Consider the following 21,434-nt stretch of genomic DNA (forward strand, 5'->3'; position numbering starts at 1 on the left):
GACATAAGAAAAATGAAATTAGGAATCGTAGGTCTACCAAATGTAGGCAAAAGTACATTATTCAACTCATTAACCAAGGCAGGAGCAGAGTCAGCCAACTATCCTTTCTGTACCATTGATCCAAATGTAGGAGTGGTTGCAGTACCTGATGAACGCCTAAATGTGCTGGGCAAGATGCATAATTCAGGCAGAATAGTGCCGGCGGCTATTGAATTTGTGGATATAGCAGGGCTTGTGAAAGGAGCATCCAAGGGAGAAGGCCTTGGCAACCAGTTCCTTGCGAATATAAGAGAAGTGGATGCTATAGTACATGTTGTAAGATGCTTTGAAGATACCAATATTATCCATGTAGAAGGCTCTATTTCTCCTGCAAGAGATATAGAAACTATCAATCTTGAACTCATATTTGCTGATATAGAAGTGCTCGAAAGAAGAAAAAGCAGGGTAGCTAAGTCTGTAAGTGCAGACAAGATATACAAAAAAGAACTTGACATGATAGTAAGACTGATGGCATTTCTTGAAGCCGGCAATCTTGCAAAGGCTTTTGAAAGAGAAGATGAGGACGAGGAAAAGTTCTTTGCTGAATATAATCTTCTTACAGCAAAGCCTGTCATTTATGCAGCAAATGTAAAGGATGATGACTTAGCTGATGACGGTGCAAACAATCAGTATGTAAAAGAAGTAAGAGATATAGCCGTAAAAGAAGGCTCAGAGGTATTTGTAGTATGTGCACAGATAGAACAGGAAATATCCGAGCTTGATGATGAAGATAAAAAGAGCTTTTTAGAGGATTTAGGTCTTTCTGAGTCAGGACTTGAGAAGCTTATAAAAGCCAGCTATAAGCTGCTTGGACTTATAAGCTACATTACGGCTGGAGAGATGGAAACAAAGGCTTGGACTATAACAGCCGGTACTAAGGCTCCTCAGGCTGCCGGAAAGATTCATACGGATTTTGAGCGTGGATTCATCAGAGCAGAGGTGGTAAGCTACGATAATCTTATAGCTTGTGGAAGTATGGCTGCAGCTAAAGAAAAAGGACTTGTAAGAAGTGAAGGCAAGGAATATGTTATGAATGACGGAGACATAGTTCTTTTCCGCTTTAATGTATAAGGAGAGAGCCTATGTTTGCTTTAGATGCGATTTCTTTTCCAAACCTTGGGATAATGATTGAAAATCTTCCAAAGAGCATATCTGTATTCGGAAGATTTGACATAGCATTTTATGGAATAATAATAGGTATAGGTATAGCTATGGGTTATATTGTTGCAAGCTTTCAGGCAATAAGAACCGGTCAGGATAAGGAGATGTACCTTGATTTTGCTATGTATGCAGTAATTATATCCATAATTGGTGCGAGAATATACTATGTAGTATTTTCATGGGATGATTATAAGGATGATATTGTTCAGATATTTAACCTTAGGGCAGGCGGACTTGCTATTTATGGTGGAGTAATAGGAGGCATAGTTTCAGGCTTTGTGTATTCCAAAATAAAAAAGATTAAGTTTACATTGCTTGCAGATACGGCTTGTGCCGGACTTCTTACAGGACAGATAATAGGACGGTGGGGGAATTTTTTTAATAGAGAAGCTTTCGGAGATTATACTGACAGCTTACTTGCGATGCGTCTTTCTACCTACGATGTCAATCAAAATGCAATAACAAGAAAAATGCTTGAAATGGCTGAAGAAGGTGGATATGTGGGGTTTATACAGGTTCATCCTACTTTTTTGTATGAATCCGCTTGGAACTTATGTCTTCTTGTAATAATTCTTTTATACACTAGATATAAGAAATTTGATGGAGAAATATTCCTTATTTATATGGGGGGCTATGGACTTGGCAGAGCTATTATAGAAGGACTTAGGACGGATCAGCTCACAATAGGCAGTTCGGGAATAGCCGTATCTCAGGTACTTGCACTGTTTTTGTTTACCGCATGTACATTAATAATCTTATACAACAGGATTTTGTTAAAAAAAAATAAAAAAAAAATAAATATTATTTGATAAGAAAAAGTCTTCAAAACCTAATAAAATCAATGGTTTGAAGACTTTTTTCTATTTAAAAATTGGATAACAGAACATGTGTATTGTTGAAAAAAGTTTTAATTTATAATAAAATATTGGAAAAAGTGGAGTAAAGTGGTTTGAATTTCACATAAAGTGGTTTAAAAGGGAAAGGTGGTGTTCTTATGTTTACCGGTTCGTATGAGCATGTAGTAGATAATAAGGGCAGATTAATCATCCCTTCTAAATTTAGAGAGGAGCTTGGAGAGAAGTTCATTATTACTTTTGGACTTGACGGCTGTCTCTATATTTATCCTATGGAAAAATGGGAAAGCTTTCTGGAACAGTTGTATAATCTGCCGAGTGGCAAGAAAAGCAGGGAGTTGCAGAGATATTTTTTGGCAGCAGCTGTAGAAAGTGAAATAGATAAACAGGGAAGAACCCTAATTCCGGCAATGCTCAGGGAGAGAGCAAATATTGATAAAAATATAGTGATAGTTGGAATGATGGGAAAAATAGAACTGTGGGACAAAGAACTCTGGGATAAGAATAATGCGGAGTTTGGAGAGATTGATGAGATAGCCGAGCAGATGGCAGAATTCAATTTAAATTTTATGTGACAGACTGATTGAAAGGAGGAATATGTTTCATGGATGAGGAATTTAACTTTAAACATATTCCTATAATGCTTAATCAGGTTATAGACGGGCTTGATATAAAGCCGGACGGGACATATGTAGACGGTACTCTTGGGGGAGGCGGTCATTCTTATGAAATAGCAAAAAGGCTCACAGCCGGTGGCAGGCTTATAGGTATAGATCAGGATGAGGCGGCAATAAAGGCGGCAACGGCGAGATTGTCAGAGTTTACTGACAGGGTTATAATAGTAAGAAGTAATTATGCTCAGATGGTTAGTGTTCTAGAGAGCATGGGAATAGGGCAGGTTGACGGTATATTACTTGATTTAGGAGTTTCGTCCTACCAGCTGGATACAGCAGAGAGAGGATTTTCTTATATGGAGGATGCACCTCTTGATATGAGGATGGATACGAGACAGGAAAAGACAGCAAAGGACATTGTTAATAATTATAGTCAGGCGGAACTTACCAAGATAATAAGGGATTATGGTGAAGATAAGTTTGCAGCCAAAATAGCTGCACAAATAGTAAAATTTAGAGAAACAAAGCCTATTGAAACTACAGGGGAACTTGCAGATATTATAAAATCAGCAATTCCCGTTAAGTTTAGGCTTACCGGAGGACATCCTGCTAAGCGTACTTTTCAGGCTATAAGGATAGAGCTTAACAGAGAACTGGGGGTATTGGAAGAGTCTATAGAAGGAATGATAGACCTACTTTCAGATAAAGGAAGAATGGCGGTTATTACCTTTCATTCTTTGGAAGACAGGATAGTGAAATCTGCATTTAAAAAAGCAGAATCACCTTGTACCTGTCCTCCTAATTTCCCTATATGCGTTTGTGGTAATAAGTCAAAAGGATTTGTAAATTCAAGAAAGCCGATAGTACCGGCTGATGAAGAGATGGAAAGGAATCCAAGATCCAAAAGTTCTAAGCTTAGAATTTTTGTCAGAAGGAGGGAAAACAATGAATGAAAGAAGAAATGTAAGAAGCAGGAATCTGACAAATGGTTCTATGGCTTTAAGTACAAGGAATTCAGCACTTCCAAAAAGAAGAGAACTTCCTGATAAACATCCGCAGAAAGTAAAGAAGAATAAACCTAAACATATAAAATATGCAGATTTAAAATATGCTCCGTCAATTGACTTTTTTAGTTTTATGGGTCTTATGGCGGCAGCGGTGATTCTTGTATTAGCTTGTGTAGGATATGTAAAGGTGTATAATGAAATAAAACAGACTGAGATTGAGACGAGAAATCTTAATACCGAGTTAAACAGTATTAAAATTGCTAATGATAATATTGAAAATACTTTATATAGCAATATAGACTTGGAAAATATAAGAAAGACAGCAATAGAAAAATATGGTATGGTATATCCTTATGAAAATCAGGTAATATTGTATAAGGGTGTGACTAACGGGTATGTAAGGCAGTATGGTGCTTTAAAAGGTAATGAAGATATCGGCATTATTGAAAGAATTTTAAGGCTGGTAAATGCGAGATAGGAGAAAAATGTCGGAAAGAATTACTAATTCAAGTAGGGGCAGAAGAAGGAAAAAAAGACCAAGCTTAATTGCAATTATATTATATAAGTTTGTGAGGTTTATCGCAAGAGGAATTAAGTTTAAAACTAAAATAAGATTGACAGGTCTGGTTTTTGTGGGTGGTTTTATAGCTATAACAGCAGCTGTAATATCAGTAGCTTATGGTAATGGTGATAAATATAAAAGGAAATATCTCAAGCAGCAGACTTATAACAGTAATCCCATAATAGCTAAAAGAGGAGATATATTGGACAGGAGAGGGGTAGCACTTGCCAAGTCCGTTTTAGTATATAACCTTGTTTTAGAGCCTAAGATTATATTGGATAAAGAAAACCTGTACAGGGAATCTACTGTTAAGCTTATAAGTGATTCTTTTAATATAGCGGCTGAGGAGTTAAATAAGGTTATTTCGGACAATCCGTCTTCTATGTATCAGGTTATAAAAAAAGAGGTAACTTATGATGAGAAAGAAAAGTTTATTTCGGAAGTAAATAAATTTAATAAAAGAAATACTGATACAGAAAAGGAAGAAACTAAGAAAAACAGGGTAGTGGGATATAGTTTTGAGGGATACTATAAAAGAATTTATCCGTTAAATAATGTGGCAAGCAATATTGTCGGTTTTGCCTATTCGGGAAATTTTGCAGAATGGGGGCTTGAAGGTTATTATAATACTAAGCTCAATGGCAAAAATGGAGTAAGGTATGGATATTTTAATGCCAATATGGAAATAGAGGAAACGGAAGTCGAGGTAAAAAATGGCTTGAATCTTGTGACCACAATAGATTCGGATGCACAAAAAATTACAGAAGATATAATAGCAGATTACCAAAAGAGAGAAGGGGCTAAGAATGTTGGAATCATTGTTATGAACCCTAACAATGGAGAAATCTATGTTATGGCCTCTGATAAAGGATATGATTTGAATAATCCAAGAGACTTAAGTCCTTATTTCACACAAAAAGAAATAGATGCTATGGATGACAATAAAAGAATTGAGGAACTTAGCAGGATATGGAAAAATTATTGTGTAAGTGATATATTCGAACCAGGCTCTACTTTTAAGCCGTTTACAGTGGCTGCCTGTTTGGAAAAGGATGTAATTACTAAAAAACAGACTTTTTTTTGTGATGGTTTTGAAAATGTAATGGATAGAAAGATACGCTGTGTTAAAAGGGATGGTCATGGACCGATAACACTGTCAGAAAGCCTTGAAAAATCCTGTAATGATGTGATGATGCAGATTGTAAGTAAACTTGGGAGGAAGGAGTTTGCCCGTTATCAGGAATTGTTTGGAATAGGCAGCAGGACAGGAATTGATTTTCCGGGAGAAACGGTAGGATTGGCTTATAAAGAAAATCAGTTAAATCCTGTAGAATTGGCAACCAGCAGTTTTGGTCAGGGAGTTTCTGTTACAATGATAGAAATGGTTGCAGGATTTTCTTCTGTTATAAATGGGGGTATTTACTATAGACCTCATTTAGCAAAGGAATTTGTAAATGATGATGGAATAGCAGTGGAGAAGGTTGATTCAGTTATTATGAAGAAGACTGTTACAAAAGAAACATCGGAATTTATAAGAAAGGCATTGTATAAGACTGTTGAAGAGGGAACAGGATGGAGAGCAAAGTCGATAGGATACAAGTTGGCAGGTAAGACAGGAACTGCACAAAAACTGGATGTGGAAAATGGAAGGACTGTTAGATCGGAGACCAATTATGTACTATCATTTATTGGATGTGCTCCTTATGACAATCCACAGGCTGTAGTTTATGTGGTTGTGGATCAGCCGAATGTAGAAGATCAGGCTGCAAGCGGGGTGGCATCCGCTTTGGCAAGAGAGGTAACTGAAAAAGTGTTTAGGGTACTTGGTATTTATCCTGAAAAATCTAAGGAGAAGTAGAAAATGTTTTCGTTAAATATATTTTTACCTGCATTTATTTCATTTGTGCTTACTGTGATTTTATGCCCGATTTTTATCCCTATACTTCATAAAATGAAGTTTGGTCAGTTTGTAAGGGAAGAAGGACCGGAGAGTCATCTTAAAAAAGTGGGAACACCTACTATGGGTGGGATAGTAATGCTTGCAGTATTTACTTTAGTTGGTATTGTCTGTGCAACCCATAAGACGGAATTATTTCCTGTTATTTTATTAACCGTGGGATTTGGATTTATTGGATTTTTGGATGATTATATTAAACTTGCGATGAAGCGCTCATTAGGACTTATGGCATGGCAGAAGTTAGGACTTCAAATTATAGTGACAGTGGTTTTTGCCTATATGATTCTTAGCAATTATCCTGACCTTGCCAAGATTATAGTACCATTTACAGGTGGTAGTGTTGTGTGGAATTTGGGAATTTTATTTGTGCCTTTTGTATTTGTTACAGTCTTAGGTACGGTAAACGGTGCAAATTTTACAGATGGCTTGGATGGGCTTGCGACAACAGTTACACTTATAATTGCAATGTTTTTTGCGGTACTTTCTATAAAAGCAGGCTCAAATGTTTCTGATACTGCTATGATAATGATAGGTACTTTACTTGGTTTTTTGATATTTAATACATATCCTGCAAAGGTTTTTATGGGAGATACAGGTTCACTTGCACTGGGAGGCTTTGTAGCAGCAGAGGCATTTATGCTTAAAATTCCGTTGTTTATAATCATAATAGCCTTTATATATCTTGCTGAAATATTATCAGTAATGATTCAGGTAAGTTATTTTAAGCTGACACATGGTAAAAGGATATTTAAAATGTCACCTATCCATCATCATTTTGAACTTTCCGGTTTTGAAGAGACAAGGGTGGTAGCAATGTTTGCGGTTATAACTGTAATAATGTGTTTCATAGGATTTATTGCATTATGAATAAAAAAAGTAAAAATAAGAAAAATACTGTATTCAGATATTATGACTGGAATATTGTCTATATTGTTCTTTTTGCCTGTGCTATAGGTCTTATTATTATCTATAGTGCAAGTACATATATTGCCAAAAGCAAGAATTTGGAATCAATATATTTTTTTAAGAGGCAGCTTATGACAATAGGAGCCGGTCTGTTTTTGATGCTTTGTTTTTCGTTAAGAAATTATAAGAGACTTTTGAAAAGCCGCAAGATTCGTCTTCCTAAGTTCATTAGGAATGCTGTAAATAAAGAGTATTTTGTATTATCCAAACCGGGTATGCTCTTGTTTTTAATGACACTGTTACAGGCATATACCAGTTTTTTTACACCGATTAATAATGGTGCGAGGAGATGGCTTGAAGTGGAAGGAATTAGATTTCAGCCGTCTGAACTTGCAAAATTTGTTGTCATAATATTTGGGGCATATACCTGTTCAAAAGTTTCAAGAGAGAAAGTTAATGCCGGTAAATTGTTATCTGATATATTAGCGGTACTTCCACTTGTTGTTTTCATTTCGTTAGAAAATCTAAGTGCAGGCATAATAGTGGCGGGCATATATGGATTGATACTGTTTACTAATTCTAGAAGGATAGTTCCTTATATTTTATTAGGTGTGCTTGCAGTGGTATCGGCTTACTTATATGTAACTTTTACCGGTGGATATAGAAGCAGCCGTCTTGAAATATGGGAAAATATTGAAACCAGTGAAAAAGGTCAGCAGATATTACAGGGACTTTATGCAATTGCTTCGGGAGGTTTATTTGGAAAAGGTCCGGGAGGAAGTGAGCAGAAGTATGGAAGAGTTCCGGAAGCTTATAATGACATGATATTCACCATTATTTGTGAGGAATTTGGAATTTTTGGGGGCATTGCTATTATAATTATTTTTATGCTCCTGCTTTATAGAATGTGGATTGTAATAATGAATGCCAGAGACAGGTTTGGAGCTTTGTTAGGAATTGGGATAATGTCACAGATAGGAGTACAGGTGATTCTGAATGTGCTTGTTGTTACAAATATAATACCATCTACAGGTGTTATACTTCCGTTTATAAGTTTTGGAGGAAGCAGTATGGTGTTTCTGTTAGCAGAAATAGGTATTTTTTTGAATATATCATTGCAGATAAAATACATTAATAGGCTTAATGCAAGAAAAGCTTTGCAAAAACCTTGAAACTGTAATTGGGAGAATATATGCGTAAGAAAATTAAAATAGTAATTTTTATGATTGTTGTCCTTATAATAATAGCTGTTGGAGTTGTTATGGTTTCTAAACTTGAGGAGGTGAGTGTAAAGGGGAATACTTATTATACGGATGATAAGATTAAAAAAGAATTAAAAAAATATTATGTTGGGGGTAATACTATACTTACATATCTGAGGCTCAAGTATGGTGAAGAGATTAGAATTCCGTTTGTCGATGAAATTGAAGTAGATTTGGAGGGATTCCATAACTTGACAGTTGCCATTACAGAAAAAGAAGTTGTAGGCTGTCTCCCATACATGGGGGAGTTTATCTGTTTTGACAAAGATGGGATTATGGTTGGAAGTATCACACAAAAGAGAGAAAATGTTCCAATTGTAAAGGGGATAGATTATGATGAAGCAGTATTTAACAAACCTATATCTACCAAGAATACTGAAGTTTTTGACTTAACTCTCAATCTGACACAGTTGATAAAAAAATATAATTTGACTGTGGACAAAATTGAATTTGAAAAAAATATGGCAGTAAGGCTATATTATAAAGATATTAAGATTATACTTGGTAAAAAGAAACATTTTGATACTGAAATTTCAAATTTAGCAGAGTTATTGCCGAAAACAAAGGGAATGAAAGGGACTTTGCATATGGAGGATTTTTCAGAAACCAGACAAAGAGTAATTTTTGAAGCAGATAAATTATGAAAAGTTATAAAAAGAACTTGATTATTTTAGATATAATGTTATATTATTGAATGGGAAAATTTATTGTAATGGTTACAGGGAGATTTTGTGTCATACAATCAAATGTGTTAGACTAATATCAGATGTAACAAATTCGTAGGAGGAAAAGATTTTGTTAGAGATAAAAGGTGAAAATCAGAGGGAATCAGGTGCTTGTAAAATAATAGTAGTGGGAGTTGGCGGCGCCGGAAACAATGCAGTTGACAGGATGATTAGTGACGGAGTTTCAGGAGTTGAATTCATCTGTATTAATACAGACAACCAACAACTTTTATCTTGTAAAGCACCGACCTGCATAAGGATTGGCGAGAAGCTTACTAAAGGTCTTGGTGCCGGAGCTAAGCCTGAGGTGGGTGAAAAGGCTGCTGAAGAGAATAGAGAAGACATTGCTGCGGCACTTAAGGGTGTTGAAATGATCTTTGTTACTTGTGGAATGGGTGGAGGAACAGGAACAGGTGCAGCACCGGTAGTGGCTGAAATTGCCAGAGAAATGGGAATCCTCACAGTAGGTGTTGTTACAATGCCGTTTAATTTTGAAGGCTCCAGAAGGGCTAAGAATGCAGAAGGCGGTATAGCCAAGATGAGCGAGGTCGTAGATACCTTAATCGTTATAAAGAATGAAAAGCTGCTTGAGATTATGGACAGGAGAACTACTCAGCCTGAAGCTTTTGCAAAAGCAGATGAGGTATTAAGGCAGGGAGTACAGGGTATTACGGATATTATCTATAATAAGCTGGATGTAAACCTTGACTTTGCGGATTTAAGCACTGTTATGAAGGATAAGGGACTTGCGCATATAGGAATAGGAGTAGGTACAGGTGACAGTCGTTGTATTGATGCTGTGAAGATTGCCGCTGAAAGTCCTCTTCTTGATATAAGCATTGAAGGTGCGACAGACTTGCTTATTAACTTCTACGGAGATGTTACAATGTATGATGTCAATGATGCTTCTGATTATGTCAGGGAAATGATTGGAATGGATAATGACATCAATCTTATTTTCGGATCAAAATATGATGCTGAATGCAAAGATCAGGTTACGGTTACTGTAATTGCAACAGGTTTAAATAATAATGGAAAGCCGGCAGTGACAGAGCCTTCAAGAAGAACTTTGCAGTCCAGACTTGGTGCAGGAAGAAGTTCGGCTGCTTCATTGTCAAGGCAGAATATAAGGACATCTGCAGACAAGAGTGAGCAGAAAGAAAAGAATGATAATGATACAGGTAATACAGAAATAGAGATTCCGGAATTTCTTTTTAAGAGAAAAAAATAATCCTTGCTTGGAGGTAAGGGATGAAGTGTCCATTTTGTGGTAATGAAGATACTAAAGTGATAGATTCAAGGCCTTCAGATGATAATTCGGCTATAAGGAGAAGGAGAAATTGTGAAAGTTGTAATAAGAGATTTACAACTTATGAAAAAGTAGAGACTCTGCCTTTAGCTGTAATAAAAAAAGATTTGACGAGGGAAAATTATGACCGTTCTAAACTTGAATCAGGAGTAGTAAGATCTTGTCATAAGAGGCCGGTGTCGGTTGAAAAGATTAATTCCTGTGTAGAAGATATAGAAAATACTATATTTAATAAAGGAGTTAAGGAGATTTCAAGTTCTGAAATAGGTGAAATAGTTATGGAGAGACTGAAGGAGTTGGATCAGGTTGCCTATGTGAGGTTTGCATCTGTTTACAGGGAATTTAAGGATGTAAACACATTTAAAAGTGAATTAGAAAAGTTATTGATAAAGGAGTGATTATTCACAGATGTGGGAAAGAGAAATATTTGACACAGACATTTATCATTTAGTCGGTGCATTTATTGTCTACAGCATGCTGGGGTGGCTTGTGGAGTCGATTTATATGTCTTTCTGTAATAGAAAGATAACAAACAGGGGATTTGGAAAAGGGCCGTTTTGTCCGATTTATGGGGTCGGAGCTATGGTAGGATATATTATTTTAAGTCCGCTTAAAGGCAATTATCTGGGTATATATATTGCAGGAGCTATATCGGCTACTATCTTTGAGTTCATAGTGGGAAAGCTGATGATAAAGTTCTTGGGTGCTCTTTGGTGGGATTATAATGAAAAACCGTTTAACTACAAGGGTATAATATGCCTTGAAAGTACAATTGCATGGGGATTTTATGCTCTGGGAATAGTATATTTTCTTCAAAATGCAGTATATGGACTGGTAGATCATATACATAGAGAACTTGGAGTTGTAATTATAAGTATTATATTCTTTATAGTCTTTATAGACTATATGATACAGTTTATAAAAGTTTTTGATATTGATCTTGAAGAGCAGAAGGATAAATTAGGTGAGCGGGTTAAATCGTTTAAATCAAGGTGGAGTTGAGAAAAGGCTGTGCATTATATGCACGGCCTTTTCTCTGAATGTTTAATTTTCCCGAGAATATATAACCTGTATATTTGAAATACAGTTACAGATACTTGTCTGTTTATAAGAGCTATGAAAAATAGGAATCTAAGTAGGAAATTTCAGGATGAGTATATATGGTTTCTCTTGGAGCATTAGGGTAATCCATACGGTAAAGTATCTGTAATGCAAGCCTTCTTCCCAAGTGTCTGGTATTTACATTTGCAGTGGTTATCTTATCAGCAACATTTACATATTCCTTATTGCCGTCAAAACCCGTTAAAATAATAGGCTTTGGAAAACGCTCAGGATATTTTGATACATACATAGCAACAAATTGAGCCACATAGTCACTTACGCAGATGAAGGCATCAGGCATCTCTGAGATGGAATCAAGAAAAGCAAAAATTCGGCTCTGATAACTGGATATTCCTATGGTATCTGTAAAGCAGATAGATGAATCGAAAGGAATATTGTGCTTGGTAAGGCTGTCAGTATAGCCGTAATATCGCTCTAAATTGGTTCTGGCATAATGGACATCTCCGATGAAGCCTAATCTTTTGCACCCTTTTTTTACTACATCGTTAACGATTTCTGAGATAGAATTTCTTCCCTCTATAAGCATTAAATCGCAGCCCAAAATATTTTCTGTTATGGAAGGCACCGTGTCGAGGAAAAGCTTCGGTATATCAAGTTTGCTTATTCTTTTGATTATATGTTTATCGTAGAGGTTAAGTACAATAATTCCGCCTATATCATCCCCTGTAAGGATTTCAGGAAGCTGAAAATTATCTTTATATGTACTCGGAATATATGTGTACATAAGATTGACATTGTGAGTTGAAAGTTCTTTGGCTATGCTATGTATTATGTCAGTCCAAAAAATGGAGGAATCCGGCCTTGAAACTACAAGAGAAACAGTTTTATATTTATTGATATTTTCAGTTACAGCCGTAATTGCAGTAAGTCCATTATAGCCAAGTTTTGAAGCTGTTTCCAAGACATTATTCTTAAGTGTATCAGATACGCCGGGTTGACCGTTAAAAACTTTCCATACACTGACTCTGGAAACTCCCAAAGCATCTGCAACATCTTGCATCGTTACTTTACTCATATAAATTCTGCCTTTCTTCATTAGCTAACAATGTTAATTGAATTATTAACTTATGTTAAGTATAATAAACTTAAGGAGTAATTGTCAATAAGAAATTTATCTGAAAAACACGGAAATTAAGATAATTTCAGCTATCATGCATACAAGTAAATGAAATGTAAATTAAAAATATTAATTAATTAGAGAATAATGTTGCAAAAAAGTAAAATATATATTACTATTCATTTAGTAATATAAAAGAAATTTGTTAAGATGGTTAGCTTATATTGCCTATATGAAAGTTCACTTTCAATATAGGCAAATACAGCTAACCAGTAAGGAGAATAGAATATGAATATTTTACCAAGACCTAAAAAATTAGTAGAAAATAATGGAGAATTTTTTGCAGAATCCGGAATGAGAATTGTTGCTGAAGCTGAGGAACTGAAAGTAAATACAGGCTGGGCTCTGCCTTTAATTCTTAAAAATGAATTAATGCGTTTTGCAGGTATAGAAGCAGATGTAACAGCCGGTACAGCAGGAAGAGGGGATATTAGCTTAAAGCTTGATGAGGCATTTGCAGAACAGGCATATTCTCTACACATAACTGAAGAAAAAATTGAGATTATAGGTAAAGACAGAGTGGGAGTAGGTTATGGAATACAGACTCTTTGCCAGATTATAAGGAGTAAAGGAGCTTTATTGCCATTAGTGAATATTGAAGATAAGCCAGATATTCCTGTAAGAGGCTTTTATATGGATCAGGCAAGAGGAAGAAGTTCAAAGCTTGAAACTCTGAAAAAACAGGTAGATATTCTTTCAAGATATAAGATAAACCAGTATCAGCTTTATATAGAACAGTCCTTTGCGTTTAAGGGAATGTCTGAAATGTGGAGAGAAGACAGCGTTATTACTCCTGAGGAAATAATGGAGTTAGATAAATATTGTAGAGACAGGGATATAGATTTTGTTCCTTCTATTGCAAGCTTTGGTCATCTCTATGAGCTGCTTAGGACTAAAAGCTATGAAGATATATGCGAACTTGAAAATGCTGCTGGTAAGCCGTTTTCTTTTATTGAGAAAATGCAGCATCATACTGTGAATGTAGCAGATGAGCGTTCTTTTGAAGTTGTAAAGAGAATGCTTGATGAATATTTGCCACTTTTTAGTTCTAGTCTTGTAAATATCTGTGCGGATGAAACCTTTGATTTGGGTAAGGGCAGGTCTAAAGAACTTGCAGATAAGATAGGTACAAGCAGAATGTATATGGACTTCTTAAAGAAACTTTGTGAATATGTTGTCAGCAGAGGGAAAATACCGATGTTTTGGGGAGATATTATCCGCAAATTCCCGGAATTTATAAAGGAACTTCCAAAAGAAACAATATGTATGGCTTGGGGCTATCTTCCTGACCAAAAAGATGACATTTGTAAACCTATTGCAGAAGTGGGAGCAAACTTGTATCTTTGTCCGGGGGTATGTGGTTGGAATAACCTTATGAATAGACTTGACAGAGCATATTCTAACATTAAAATAATGAGCGGATATTCAAAAAAATATAAAGCTGTTGGTCTGCTTAACACAGAATGGGGAGATTTTGGTCATGTAAATGATCCGTATTTTTCGATTCCCGGTATTATATACGGAGGAGTCTTTACTTGGAATATAGAAGCTTATTCGGGTGAAAATTCAATTGATAAAGAGAAGTTAAATAGAGAAATTTCAAGGATTGAATATAGTGATAGAACTGAAACCTATGTAGGGCTTTTAGAAAAGGCAGCCATACATCAGATTTATGATTGGTGGGCTTGTGTGGTTGTATGTGAAGGCGTTGCAAAAGATGGTAGTTTTGATAAAAACAATATAGAACTTTCAGCTATCAATGATGAAATCAAATCTAGATTTATGGAAATTAAGCAAGGATTGTCAAATATTGAAGAGGTGACTGCTGAACTTTATCAGATTAGAAAAAACTTAAGAAAAGCGGCAGTTTCTATGGATAGTACAGATAGGCTTGAGTTTGCTAAAGTAGATAATGCTATTGTGGGAATTGATTTATGGAACAGAATAGGAAAGGTAATGTTATCAGGAGAAAATGTTTATGCGAGTGATAAAAAAATGCTGGCGGAGGAGCTTGAAATCTGGTTTATGAAATATAAAGAGATATACAGGGCTTACTCTAAAGAAAGTATGATTAGCAGAGTTGCCAAAGTTGTATTCTGGTATGCTGACAGGCTTAGAGGAATATAAAAATACAATAAAAAATAATTTTAAGCAAGGATTTTCAACTGTTATAGCTGGAACTCCTTGCTTTTATTTAACAGTAATTTTATAAAAATACATATTATACAAAAAAATTAGTACAGTTAAGCTAACTAAAACTTCGGTAACTGTTAGTAAAGTTATACATGAACTATGTCTTTAATGTTAAAAATGATGTTTAATTAAAAACAAATTATTAATAAAAATGTTGCAAAATGTTAATTTATATGATAAAATGTTAATCAGATGGAAAATGAATGGGAATTATTTAGAATAATTCTACAAAATGAACAGGAGGGGAAAAATGAGCAGTAAAAAAGAAGCTACACTGCCTAAGAGAAAGAAAAAATGGACGAGGGATGATACCGAATTGACTTTTCTTGGCATTCCAACTTTTATATGGTATGTATGTTTTTGTTACTTACCGATGTTTGGAATTATCATCGCATTTAAGAATTATAAAATGAAAGTTGGTCAAGGTTTTTTTGCAAATCTTATGACAAGTAAATGGGCCGGTTTTAAGAATTTTGAGTTTTTCTTAAAAAGTGGAAATTTCAAGTTGCTTTTGAAAAATACAATTGGCTATAATATTATATTTATTATACTTGGAATTCTTCTTCCTGTAACGCTTGCAATTATGATAAGTTTAATTCACAGTAAGTTTAAGTCTAAAGTATATCAGACAATGATGTTCTTACCTCATTTTATGTCTTGGGTTGTGGTAACTTACTTTGTAATTGCTTTTCTTGATACTGATAAAGGACTTATTAATAATATAATAGAATCTTTTGGTGGAGAAAGAATAAACTTTTATACTGAATCGAAGTTTTGGCCGGGTATCTTTGTTTTTATGAGACAATGGAAGGGTGTAGGATATGGAATGGTAGTATATCTTGCCAGTATTACAGGAATTGATGGCAGTCTTTATGAGGCGGCGGTAATTGACGGTGCTACCAAGTGGCAGCAGGTAAAGTATATTACACTTCCTAGCTTGAAGTCGATTGTTATTATGATGTTCATTCTCAGTATAGGAGGTATTTTCTATTCTGACTTTGGACTTTTCTACCAGCTTACAAGAGGAGCCAGTGGTTCTCTTTATGAGGTATCAAATACTTTTGATGTTTATATTTATAATACACTTTTAGGTGGTGGTGATTTGGGAAGACTTGCGGCAACCTCACTTACACAGTCTGTTGCTTGTTGCTGTACTATTCTGATTACTAATTATATTGTAAAGAAGATTGATAAGGATCAGGCTATTATTTAAGCTATTAAGAAATGTGGAGGAAGAAAAAGTGGAACAAAGAAAGCATAAAAAGTTGAATCAGATTAAGCCAACCACAAATATTCTTTTTAATATACTTTTTATCATTTTGGCGTTAATGTGTGTTATACCTGTTATATTTGTATTTATAATTTCGATAACATCAGAAAATTCGTTGGCGAATTATGGTTATCAGTTTATACCGGCTGAATTATCGTTATCTGCCTACGTTTTTCTGTGGGAAGCTAAAGAGCAGATTTTTACTGCGGTTGGTGTTTCTATTCTTGTAACTGTTGTAGGTACTGTTTTAGGTCTGGCACTTACTACATCTATGGGTTATGTACTTTCCAGACCTACTTATAAGTTAAAGAATTTCTTTACTTGGGTAGTATTTATTCCTATGATATTTAATGGAGGATTGATTTCAAGCTATGTTGTAAATGTAAAACTTCTCCATTTAAGAGATACAATATGGGCACTTATTTTACCTATGGCTGTATCTTCATTCAATATCATAATTTGTAAAACTTTCTTCAGAACTACAATTCCTGACTCTGTTGTTGAATCAGCAAAGATAGATGGAGCAACACAGCTTAATATTTATAGCAGGATTGTACTTCCTATATCCAAACCGGTTATTGCTACCATTGGTCTTTTCCTTAGCTTCGGTTACTGGAATGATTGGTTTTTATCATCCTTATACATTGATAATCCTAAGATGAAATCACTTCAGGCACTTTTGAATCAGATTATCAAAGCGATTGATTATCTTGTTAAAAACCCTACAGCAGGAGCTCTTGCACAGGAATACTTAAATAATATGCCTAAGGAGTCTGCAAGAATGGCAATAGCAATTTTGATTGTAGTTCCTATTGCGTGTTCTTATCCATTTTTCCAGAGGTACTTTGTTACCGGACTTACGATAGGAGCAGTTAAAGGTTGATTCTTACGCATTAGCGTTTAGAATATATAATACAATTTGTATAGTATGAAAGGAGATTTGTAATGAAAAAGAAATGGGGAAAATTATTAGCTGCTACATTAAGTACTGCTATGATTCTCAGTATGGCTGCTTGTGGTTCTAATGGTGGAGATAAGCAGCAACAGCAACAGACAAGTTCAGCTAAGAAGAGTTCTGTTGTTTCAACAACAGACAACAAGGAGCAGAAGGAAGCAGAGACTCCTCAGGAGATTGTAAACCTTAAGTGGGTATTTCTTGGTGGTGGTGTTCCTACAAACTTGGATGCTTGGAAGGATGAACTTAACAAGTATCTTGCAGAGAAGATTGGTGTAAATATTGACTTTGAATATGGTACTTGGGATAACTGGGGTGAGAAGAGGAACACCAGTCTTAATACAGGTGCTGATTATGACATTATGTTTACCGATTCAGGTTCTTATGTTAAGAATGTTCATGACGGAGCTTTCCTTGACATTACCAGCCTTTTAGATTCAGATGCTCCTGAACTTAAGAGCTTTATTCCTGAGAAGTTTTGGGATGCAGTAAAAGTTGATGGTTCAGTTTATGCAGTTCCTACTTATAAGGACAGCTCAAGAAGTGAGTACTTCGTTATTGATAAGGACATGGTAGATAAGTATAAGATTGATGGTTCAAAAGTTAATTCATTAAAGGATTTAGATCCATATGTAATGGAAATGGCTAAGAATGAGTCTCAGGCTCCATTCATCATGAACAAAGACGGTGTTTCAGGTCTCGTTGATCTTAGATATGACTCTATGGGACTTGTTGGTCTTGGTGTTAAGTATGATGGTGGTGAGAAGAAACTTGTTCCAGTATACGAGCAGCCTGAAGTAATGGAAGATTTCAAACTTCTTCATAAGTGGTATCAGAACAAGGTTATAAATACAGATGCAGCAGTTGCAACAGAAACTCCTAAGTATAAGGCTATGTTTGTAGCTTGGGGATGGAAGGGTGCAGGAAAGACTGTTTGGGGACCAGGTATAGGTAAGGAAGTTGAGACTTTCCAGTGGGGTAAAACTGTTCTTTCTAACTCTACCGTTGGTGGTTCTATGAACTGTATTTCTGCAAACAGCAAGAACCCGGGTAAAGCTCTTCAGTTCTTACAGCTTCTTAACCTTGATACAAAGGTAAGAGATATGTTTGCTTATGGTCTTGAAGGTGAGAACTTTACTTATACAGATGACAAGAAGGTTCATAAGGCGGAAGATGAAACAAAGAGATGGCCAATGCCTATGTACTCACAGGCTACATTCTTTACAGTTTCTCAGACTGATGATGTAGACTTCAATCAGTGGGATGAGGTTAAGGAGCTTAATGCAAATGCAGTTCCTTCTCCTGTTCTTGGTATTAACCTTGATGTTTCAGAGTTTGAGAACGAGCTTCTTAACTGTGGTGAAATTCTTAATAAGTACAGAAGTGAGCTTTACACAGGTACATCAGATCCTGAAAAGGTAATTCCTGAGATGATGAAGGAAATGAGAGAAGCAGGTTTTGATGATATGATGCAGAAGGCTCAGGAGCAGATTAATACTGCGAAATAATAAACAATTTAGATACAGACAGGCATAAGACAAAATTAGATACTGTTTTATGAAAATAAAAGAGTTTTTTCCTGAATTTGTCCGTAGAGTGGGCGATGGACGGAAAAAACTCTTATTTTGTAAAATATAAGGAGAAAAAGATGAGTAGTGAGATTAGATTGCCACAGATTCCTTGGGAGGAAGATAATACAGGAGGTAAAGAACCTGTATGGAGGTATTCCGGTAATCCAATTATAGGTAGGAATGGAAATAAAATTTCAAACAGTGTATTTAACAGTGCGGTAGTGAGATTTGAAGACGGATTTGCCGGAGTATTCAGATGCGATAGCCGTTCTATAAGTATGGATATCTTTGTAGGAAAGAGTAAAGACGGAATTAACTGGGAAATAGAGGATGAGCCTGTAAAGTTTGAAGGTGCTGACGAAGAAATATTAAAGAGAGAATACAGGTATGACCCTAGAGTGTGTTTTATAGAGGACAGATACTATGTGACTTGGTGTAACGGCTATCATGGTCCAACCATTGGAATTGCATATACCTTTGATTTTAAAAAGTTTGTACAGCTTGAAAATGCGTTCTTGCCATTTAATAGAAATGGAGTTTTATTTCCAAGAAAGATAAACGGTCTTTACATGATGCTTAACAGACCTAGTGATAACGGTCATACTCCTTTTGGAGATATTTTTATAAGCCAGAGTAAGGACATGGAATTCTGGGGCAGACACAGACATGTAATGGGTACCATTAAAGATGATATTTCTGCTTGGCAGTCCACTAAGATAGGTCCCGGTCCTATCCCTATCGAAACTGATGAAGGTTGGCTTATGATTTATCATGGAGTTATAAATACCTGTAACGGCTTTGTATACCGTATGGGAGCAGCTCTTCTTGATTTGAATGAACCATGGAAGGTTCTGGCTCGCAGTAAGAATTATATTATGGCTCCTTGGGAACAGTACGAGTGTATGGGTGATGTTCCAAATGTAGTATTCCCTTGTGCGGCACTTCATGATAAAGAAAGTGGAAAGATTGCTATTTACTATGGATGTGCAGATACAGTAACAGGACTTGCTTTTACAACAGTAGACAGGCTTGTTGACTATGTTAAAAAGAATGCATTATAAATAATATTTTAACCCAAATTGTTCAAAATATCTTGTGAAACATATTTATATATGTTATTTTAATTTATGCAAAAGAAGAGTTGAATGATTTGGGTAAAAATTTTTTATATCTAAGTTTTTTATAGGAGGAAATTATGAGATTTTTAGATAAGCGTATCAAAGTCATTTGTGATAATCTTAACAAGCTTAAGATAAAGCAAAAGCTTGACTTAGATAAGTGGCAGTATAAAGAGGGAAGATTTTTCAGACCTTGTGAGGCAGAGAAGGCTGAGACAGATTTTGAAGAATTTGACTCCGTAAATATGCATTGGTACGGTAAAGATAAGCATTACTGGTTTAAGAAGAAATTTGTTGTTCCTGAAAATATGGCAGGAAAAAGAATTTTCTTAAAACTCGCTACTCAGATTGAAGAATGGGATGATGCAAAGAATCCACAGTTCCTTGTATTTATAAATGGTGAAGTAGTACAGGGAATGGACATGAACCACAGGCTCTTATTCTTAGGAGATAGCTTTAAGGGTGGAGAAGAGCTTGATTTTGATATTCAGGCGTATAGTGGAATTCTTCATGATGAATTCCTTTTCATCGCTTCAATAATTGAAATAGATGAAGAGGCAGAGGGACTATATTTTGACCTGTGGGTACCGCTTTCTGCTTTCCCTAGAATGGCAGAGGATGATAAAAACAGGCAGGATATTGAGGAAATCCTTAATACAGCAGTAAACTTCCTTGATCTTAGAACTCCTTATACGGAGGAATTTTATGCAGGAATAAAGGCAGCAAGAGATTATCTTAAAAAGGCTTTATATGAAGACCATGCAGGATACAGTGATGTAATAGCTACCTGTATAGGCCACACACATATAGATGTGGCTTGGTGGTGGACAGTAGCACAGACCAGAGAGAAGGTTGCAAGAAGTTTTGCTACTGTATTAAAACTTATGGAAGAGTATCCAGAGTATAAGTTTATGTCTAGTCAGCCACAGCTCTATGTATTCCTTAAAGAGAGATATCCTGAAATATATGAGAAGATTAAGGAAAAGGTGAAAGAGGGAGCTTGGGAGCCTGAGGGCGGTATGTGGCTTGAGGCAGACTGTAACCTTACTTCCGGTGAATCACTTGTAAGGCAGTTTATGCATGGCAAGAAATTTTTCAAAGAGGAATTCGGAGTAGATAATAAGGTGCTGTGGCTTCCTGATGTATTCGGTTATTCAGGCTCACTTCCACAGATAATGAAGAAAAGTGGTATTAAGTATTTTATGACAACAAAGCTTGCATGGAACCAGTTTAACAAGATTCCGAATGACACCTTTATCTGGCGCGGAATAGACGGTTCAGAGATTTTCACACATATGATAACTACACTTGGAATAGGACAGCCTGTAGTGAACTTCTTTACAACCTACAACGGAGAGCTTCACCCTGATGCTTTGATGGGTGGATGGGAGAGATATCAGAATAAGAGGATAAATAACGATATTCTTATATCATACGGCTTTGGCGACGGCGGTGGCGGTCCTACAAGAGAAATGCTTGAAACCGCAAGAAGAATGGAAAAGGGAGTTAAGGGTATTCCTAAGGTAAGAAGAGAATTTGCCGGTAAATACTTTGAAGAGCTTGAAGCAAAGGTAAAAGACAATAAGAGACTTGAAACCTGGGAAGGAGAGCTTTATTTTGAGTATCACAGAGGAACTTATACCTCTATGGCAAGAAATAAGCGTAGCAACAGAAAGTCAGAACTTGGGCTTA

18 protein-coding genes and 1 pseudogene are annotated in these 21,434 nt (G+C 35.7%); 18 read left to right on the forward strand and 1 reads right to left on the reverse strand.

What is annotated here, in order from left to right:
* Positions 1-12 precede the first annotated feature (12 nt).
* The 12 genes from ychF (at position 13) to ACTTKP_RS00300 (ending at position 11,398) form a co-directional block, all read left to right on the forward strand.
* Positions 13-1,110 (forward strand): redox-regulated ATPase YchF, encoded by a 1,098-nt coding sequence (gene ychF / locus ACTTKP_RS00245; RefSeq protein ID WP_442551896.1) that lies wholly within the window; start codon positions 13-15, stop codon positions 1,108-1,110.
* An 11-nt stretch (positions 1,111-1,121) separates the two neighbouring features.
* On the forward strand, positions 1,122-2,009 hold the full coding sequence (gene lgt, locus ACTTKP_RS00250) for a prolipoprotein diacylglyceryl transferase (protein WP_442551897.1): 888 nt from the start codon (positions 1,122-1,124) through the stop codon (positions 2,007-2,009).
* Positions 2,010-2,194: 185 nt separating this feature from the next.
* The gene (gene mraZ, locus ACTTKP_RS00255; protein ID WP_442551898.1) at positions 2,195-2,629 is read left to right on the forward strand and encodes a division/cell wall cluster transcriptional repressor MraZ; all 435 of its coding nucleotides are present in this window, start codon (positions 2,195-2,197) and stop codon (positions 2,627-2,629) included.
* A gap of 29 nt (positions 2,630-2,658) precedes the next feature.
* Positions 2,659-3,621, forward strand: a complete 963-nt coding sequence (gene rsmH, locus ACTTKP_RS00260; RefSeq protein ID WP_442551899.1) for a 16S rRNA (cytosine(1402)-N(4))-methyltransferase RsmH — start codon at positions 2,659-2,661, stop codon at positions 3,619-3,621.
* Positions 3,614-4,153, forward strand: coding sequence for a hypothetical protein (locus tag ACTTKP_RS00265; RefSeq protein ID WP_442551900.1), 540 nt, complete (start codon positions 3,614-3,616; stop codon positions 4,151-4,153). The genes rsmH and ACTTKP_RS00265 overlap by 8 nt, the downstream gene beginning before the upstream one ends.
* 7 nt (positions 4,154-4,160) lie before the next feature.
* Positions 4,161-6,095, forward strand: coding sequence for a peptidoglycan D,D-transpeptidase FtsI family protein (locus ACTTKP_RS00270; protein WP_442551901.1), 1,935 nt, complete (start codon positions 4,161-4,163; stop codon positions 6,093-6,095).
* Between the two features lie 3 nt (positions 6,096-6,098).
* Positions 6,099-7,061: a phospho-N-acetylmuramoyl-pentapeptide-transferase gene (gene mraY / locus ACTTKP_RS00275; RefSeq protein ID WP_442551902.1), complete on the forward strand. Its 963-nt coding sequence runs from the start codon at positions 6,099-6,101 to the stop codon at positions 7,059-7,061.
* Positions 7,058-8,272 carry an FtsW/RodA/SpoVE family cell cycle protein gene (locus tag ACTTKP_RS00280; RefSeq protein WP_442551903.1) on the forward strand — a complete coding sequence of 405 codons (1,215 nt, stop codon included), beginning with the start codon at positions 7,058-7,060 and terminating at the stop codon, positions 8,270-8,272. Before mraY ends, ACTTKP_RS00280 begins: the two co-directional genes overlap by 4 nt.
* Positions 8,273-8,292: 20 nt before the next feature.
* Complete coding sequence (locus ACTTKP_RS00285; protein WP_442551904.1) at positions 8,293-9,006, forward strand: cell division protein FtsQ/DivIB; 714 nt, start codon at positions 8,293-8,295, stop codon at positions 9,004-9,006.
* Between the two features lie 151 nt (positions 9,007-9,157).
* Positions 9,158-10,318: a cell division protein FtsZ gene (gene ftsZ / locus ACTTKP_RS00290; RefSeq protein ID WP_442551905.1), complete on the forward strand. Its 1,161-nt coding sequence runs from the start codon at positions 9,158-9,160 to the stop codon at positions 10,316-10,318.
* Between the two features lie 20 nt (positions 10,319-10,338).
* Entirely contained in the window at positions 10,339-10,794 is a 456-nt protein-coding gene (gene nrdR / locus ACTTKP_RS00295; protein ID WP_442551906.1) for a transcriptional regulator NrdR, read from the forward strand.
* Positions 10,795-10,804: 10 nt separating this feature from the next.
* Complete coding sequence (locus tag ACTTKP_RS00300; protein WP_442551907.1) at positions 10,805-11,398, forward strand: putative ABC transporter permease; 594 nt, start codon at positions 10,805-10,807, stop codon at positions 11,396-11,398.
* 112 nt (positions 11,399-11,510) lie between these two features.
* Here the strand turns inward: ACTTKP_RS00300 and ACTTKP_RS00305 are convergent, their stop codons facing one another.
* Complete coding sequence (locus tag ACTTKP_RS00305; protein ID WP_442551908.1) at positions 11,511-12,533, reverse strand: LacI family DNA-binding transcriptional regulator; 1,023 nt, start codon at positions 12,531-12,533, stop codon at positions 11,511-11,513.
* A gap of 330 nt (positions 12,534-12,863) precedes the next feature.
* Here ACTTKP_RS00305 and ACTTKP_RS00310 point away from each other — a divergent pair, with 330 nt between their 5' ends.
* From ACTTKP_RS00310 to ACTTKP_RS00335, 6 genes and pseudogenes are all read left to right on the forward strand, one after another.
* Positions 12,864-14,762 carry a beta-N-acetylhexosaminidase gene (locus ACTTKP_RS00310; protein WP_442551909.1) on the forward strand — a complete coding sequence of 633 codons (1,899 nt, stop codon included), beginning with the start codon at positions 12,864-12,866 and terminating at the stop codon, positions 14,760-14,762.
* 316 nt (positions 14,763-15,078) lie between these two features.
* A complete protein-coding gene (locus ACTTKP_RS00315; RefSeq protein WP_442551910.1) occupies positions 15,079-16,041 on the forward strand; it encodes an ABC transporter permease in 963 nt (320 codons plus the stop codon).
* 28 nt (positions 16,042-16,069) lie between these two features.
* Entirely contained in the window at positions 16,070-16,981 is a 912-nt protein-coding gene (locus ACTTKP_RS00320) for a carbohydrate ABC transporter permease (RefSeq protein ID WP_442551911.1), read from the forward strand.
* Positions 16,982-17,043: 62 nt separating this feature from the next.
* Positions 17,044-18,561: an ABC transporter substrate-binding protein gene (locus tag ACTTKP_RS00325; RefSeq protein WP_442551912.1), complete on the forward strand. Its 1,518-nt coding sequence runs from the start codon at positions 17,044-17,046 to the stop codon at positions 18,559-18,561.
* Between the two features lie 140 nt (positions 18,562-18,701).
* Positions 18,702-19,685 (forward strand): glycoside hydrolase family 130 protein, encoded by a 984-nt coding sequence (locus ACTTKP_RS00330; protein ID WP_442551913.1) that lies wholly within the window; start codon positions 18,702-18,704, stop codon positions 19,683-19,685.
* Positions 19,686-19,819: 134 nt separating this feature from the next.
* Positions 19,820-21,434: pseudogene (locus tag ACTTKP_RS00335) on the forward strand (alpha-mannosidase); the annotation flags it as partial.

This window comes from Catonella sp. (genome assembly GCF_052169795.1).
Classification (GTDB): Bacteria; Bacillota; Clostridia; order Lachnospirales; family Lachnospiraceae; genus Catonella.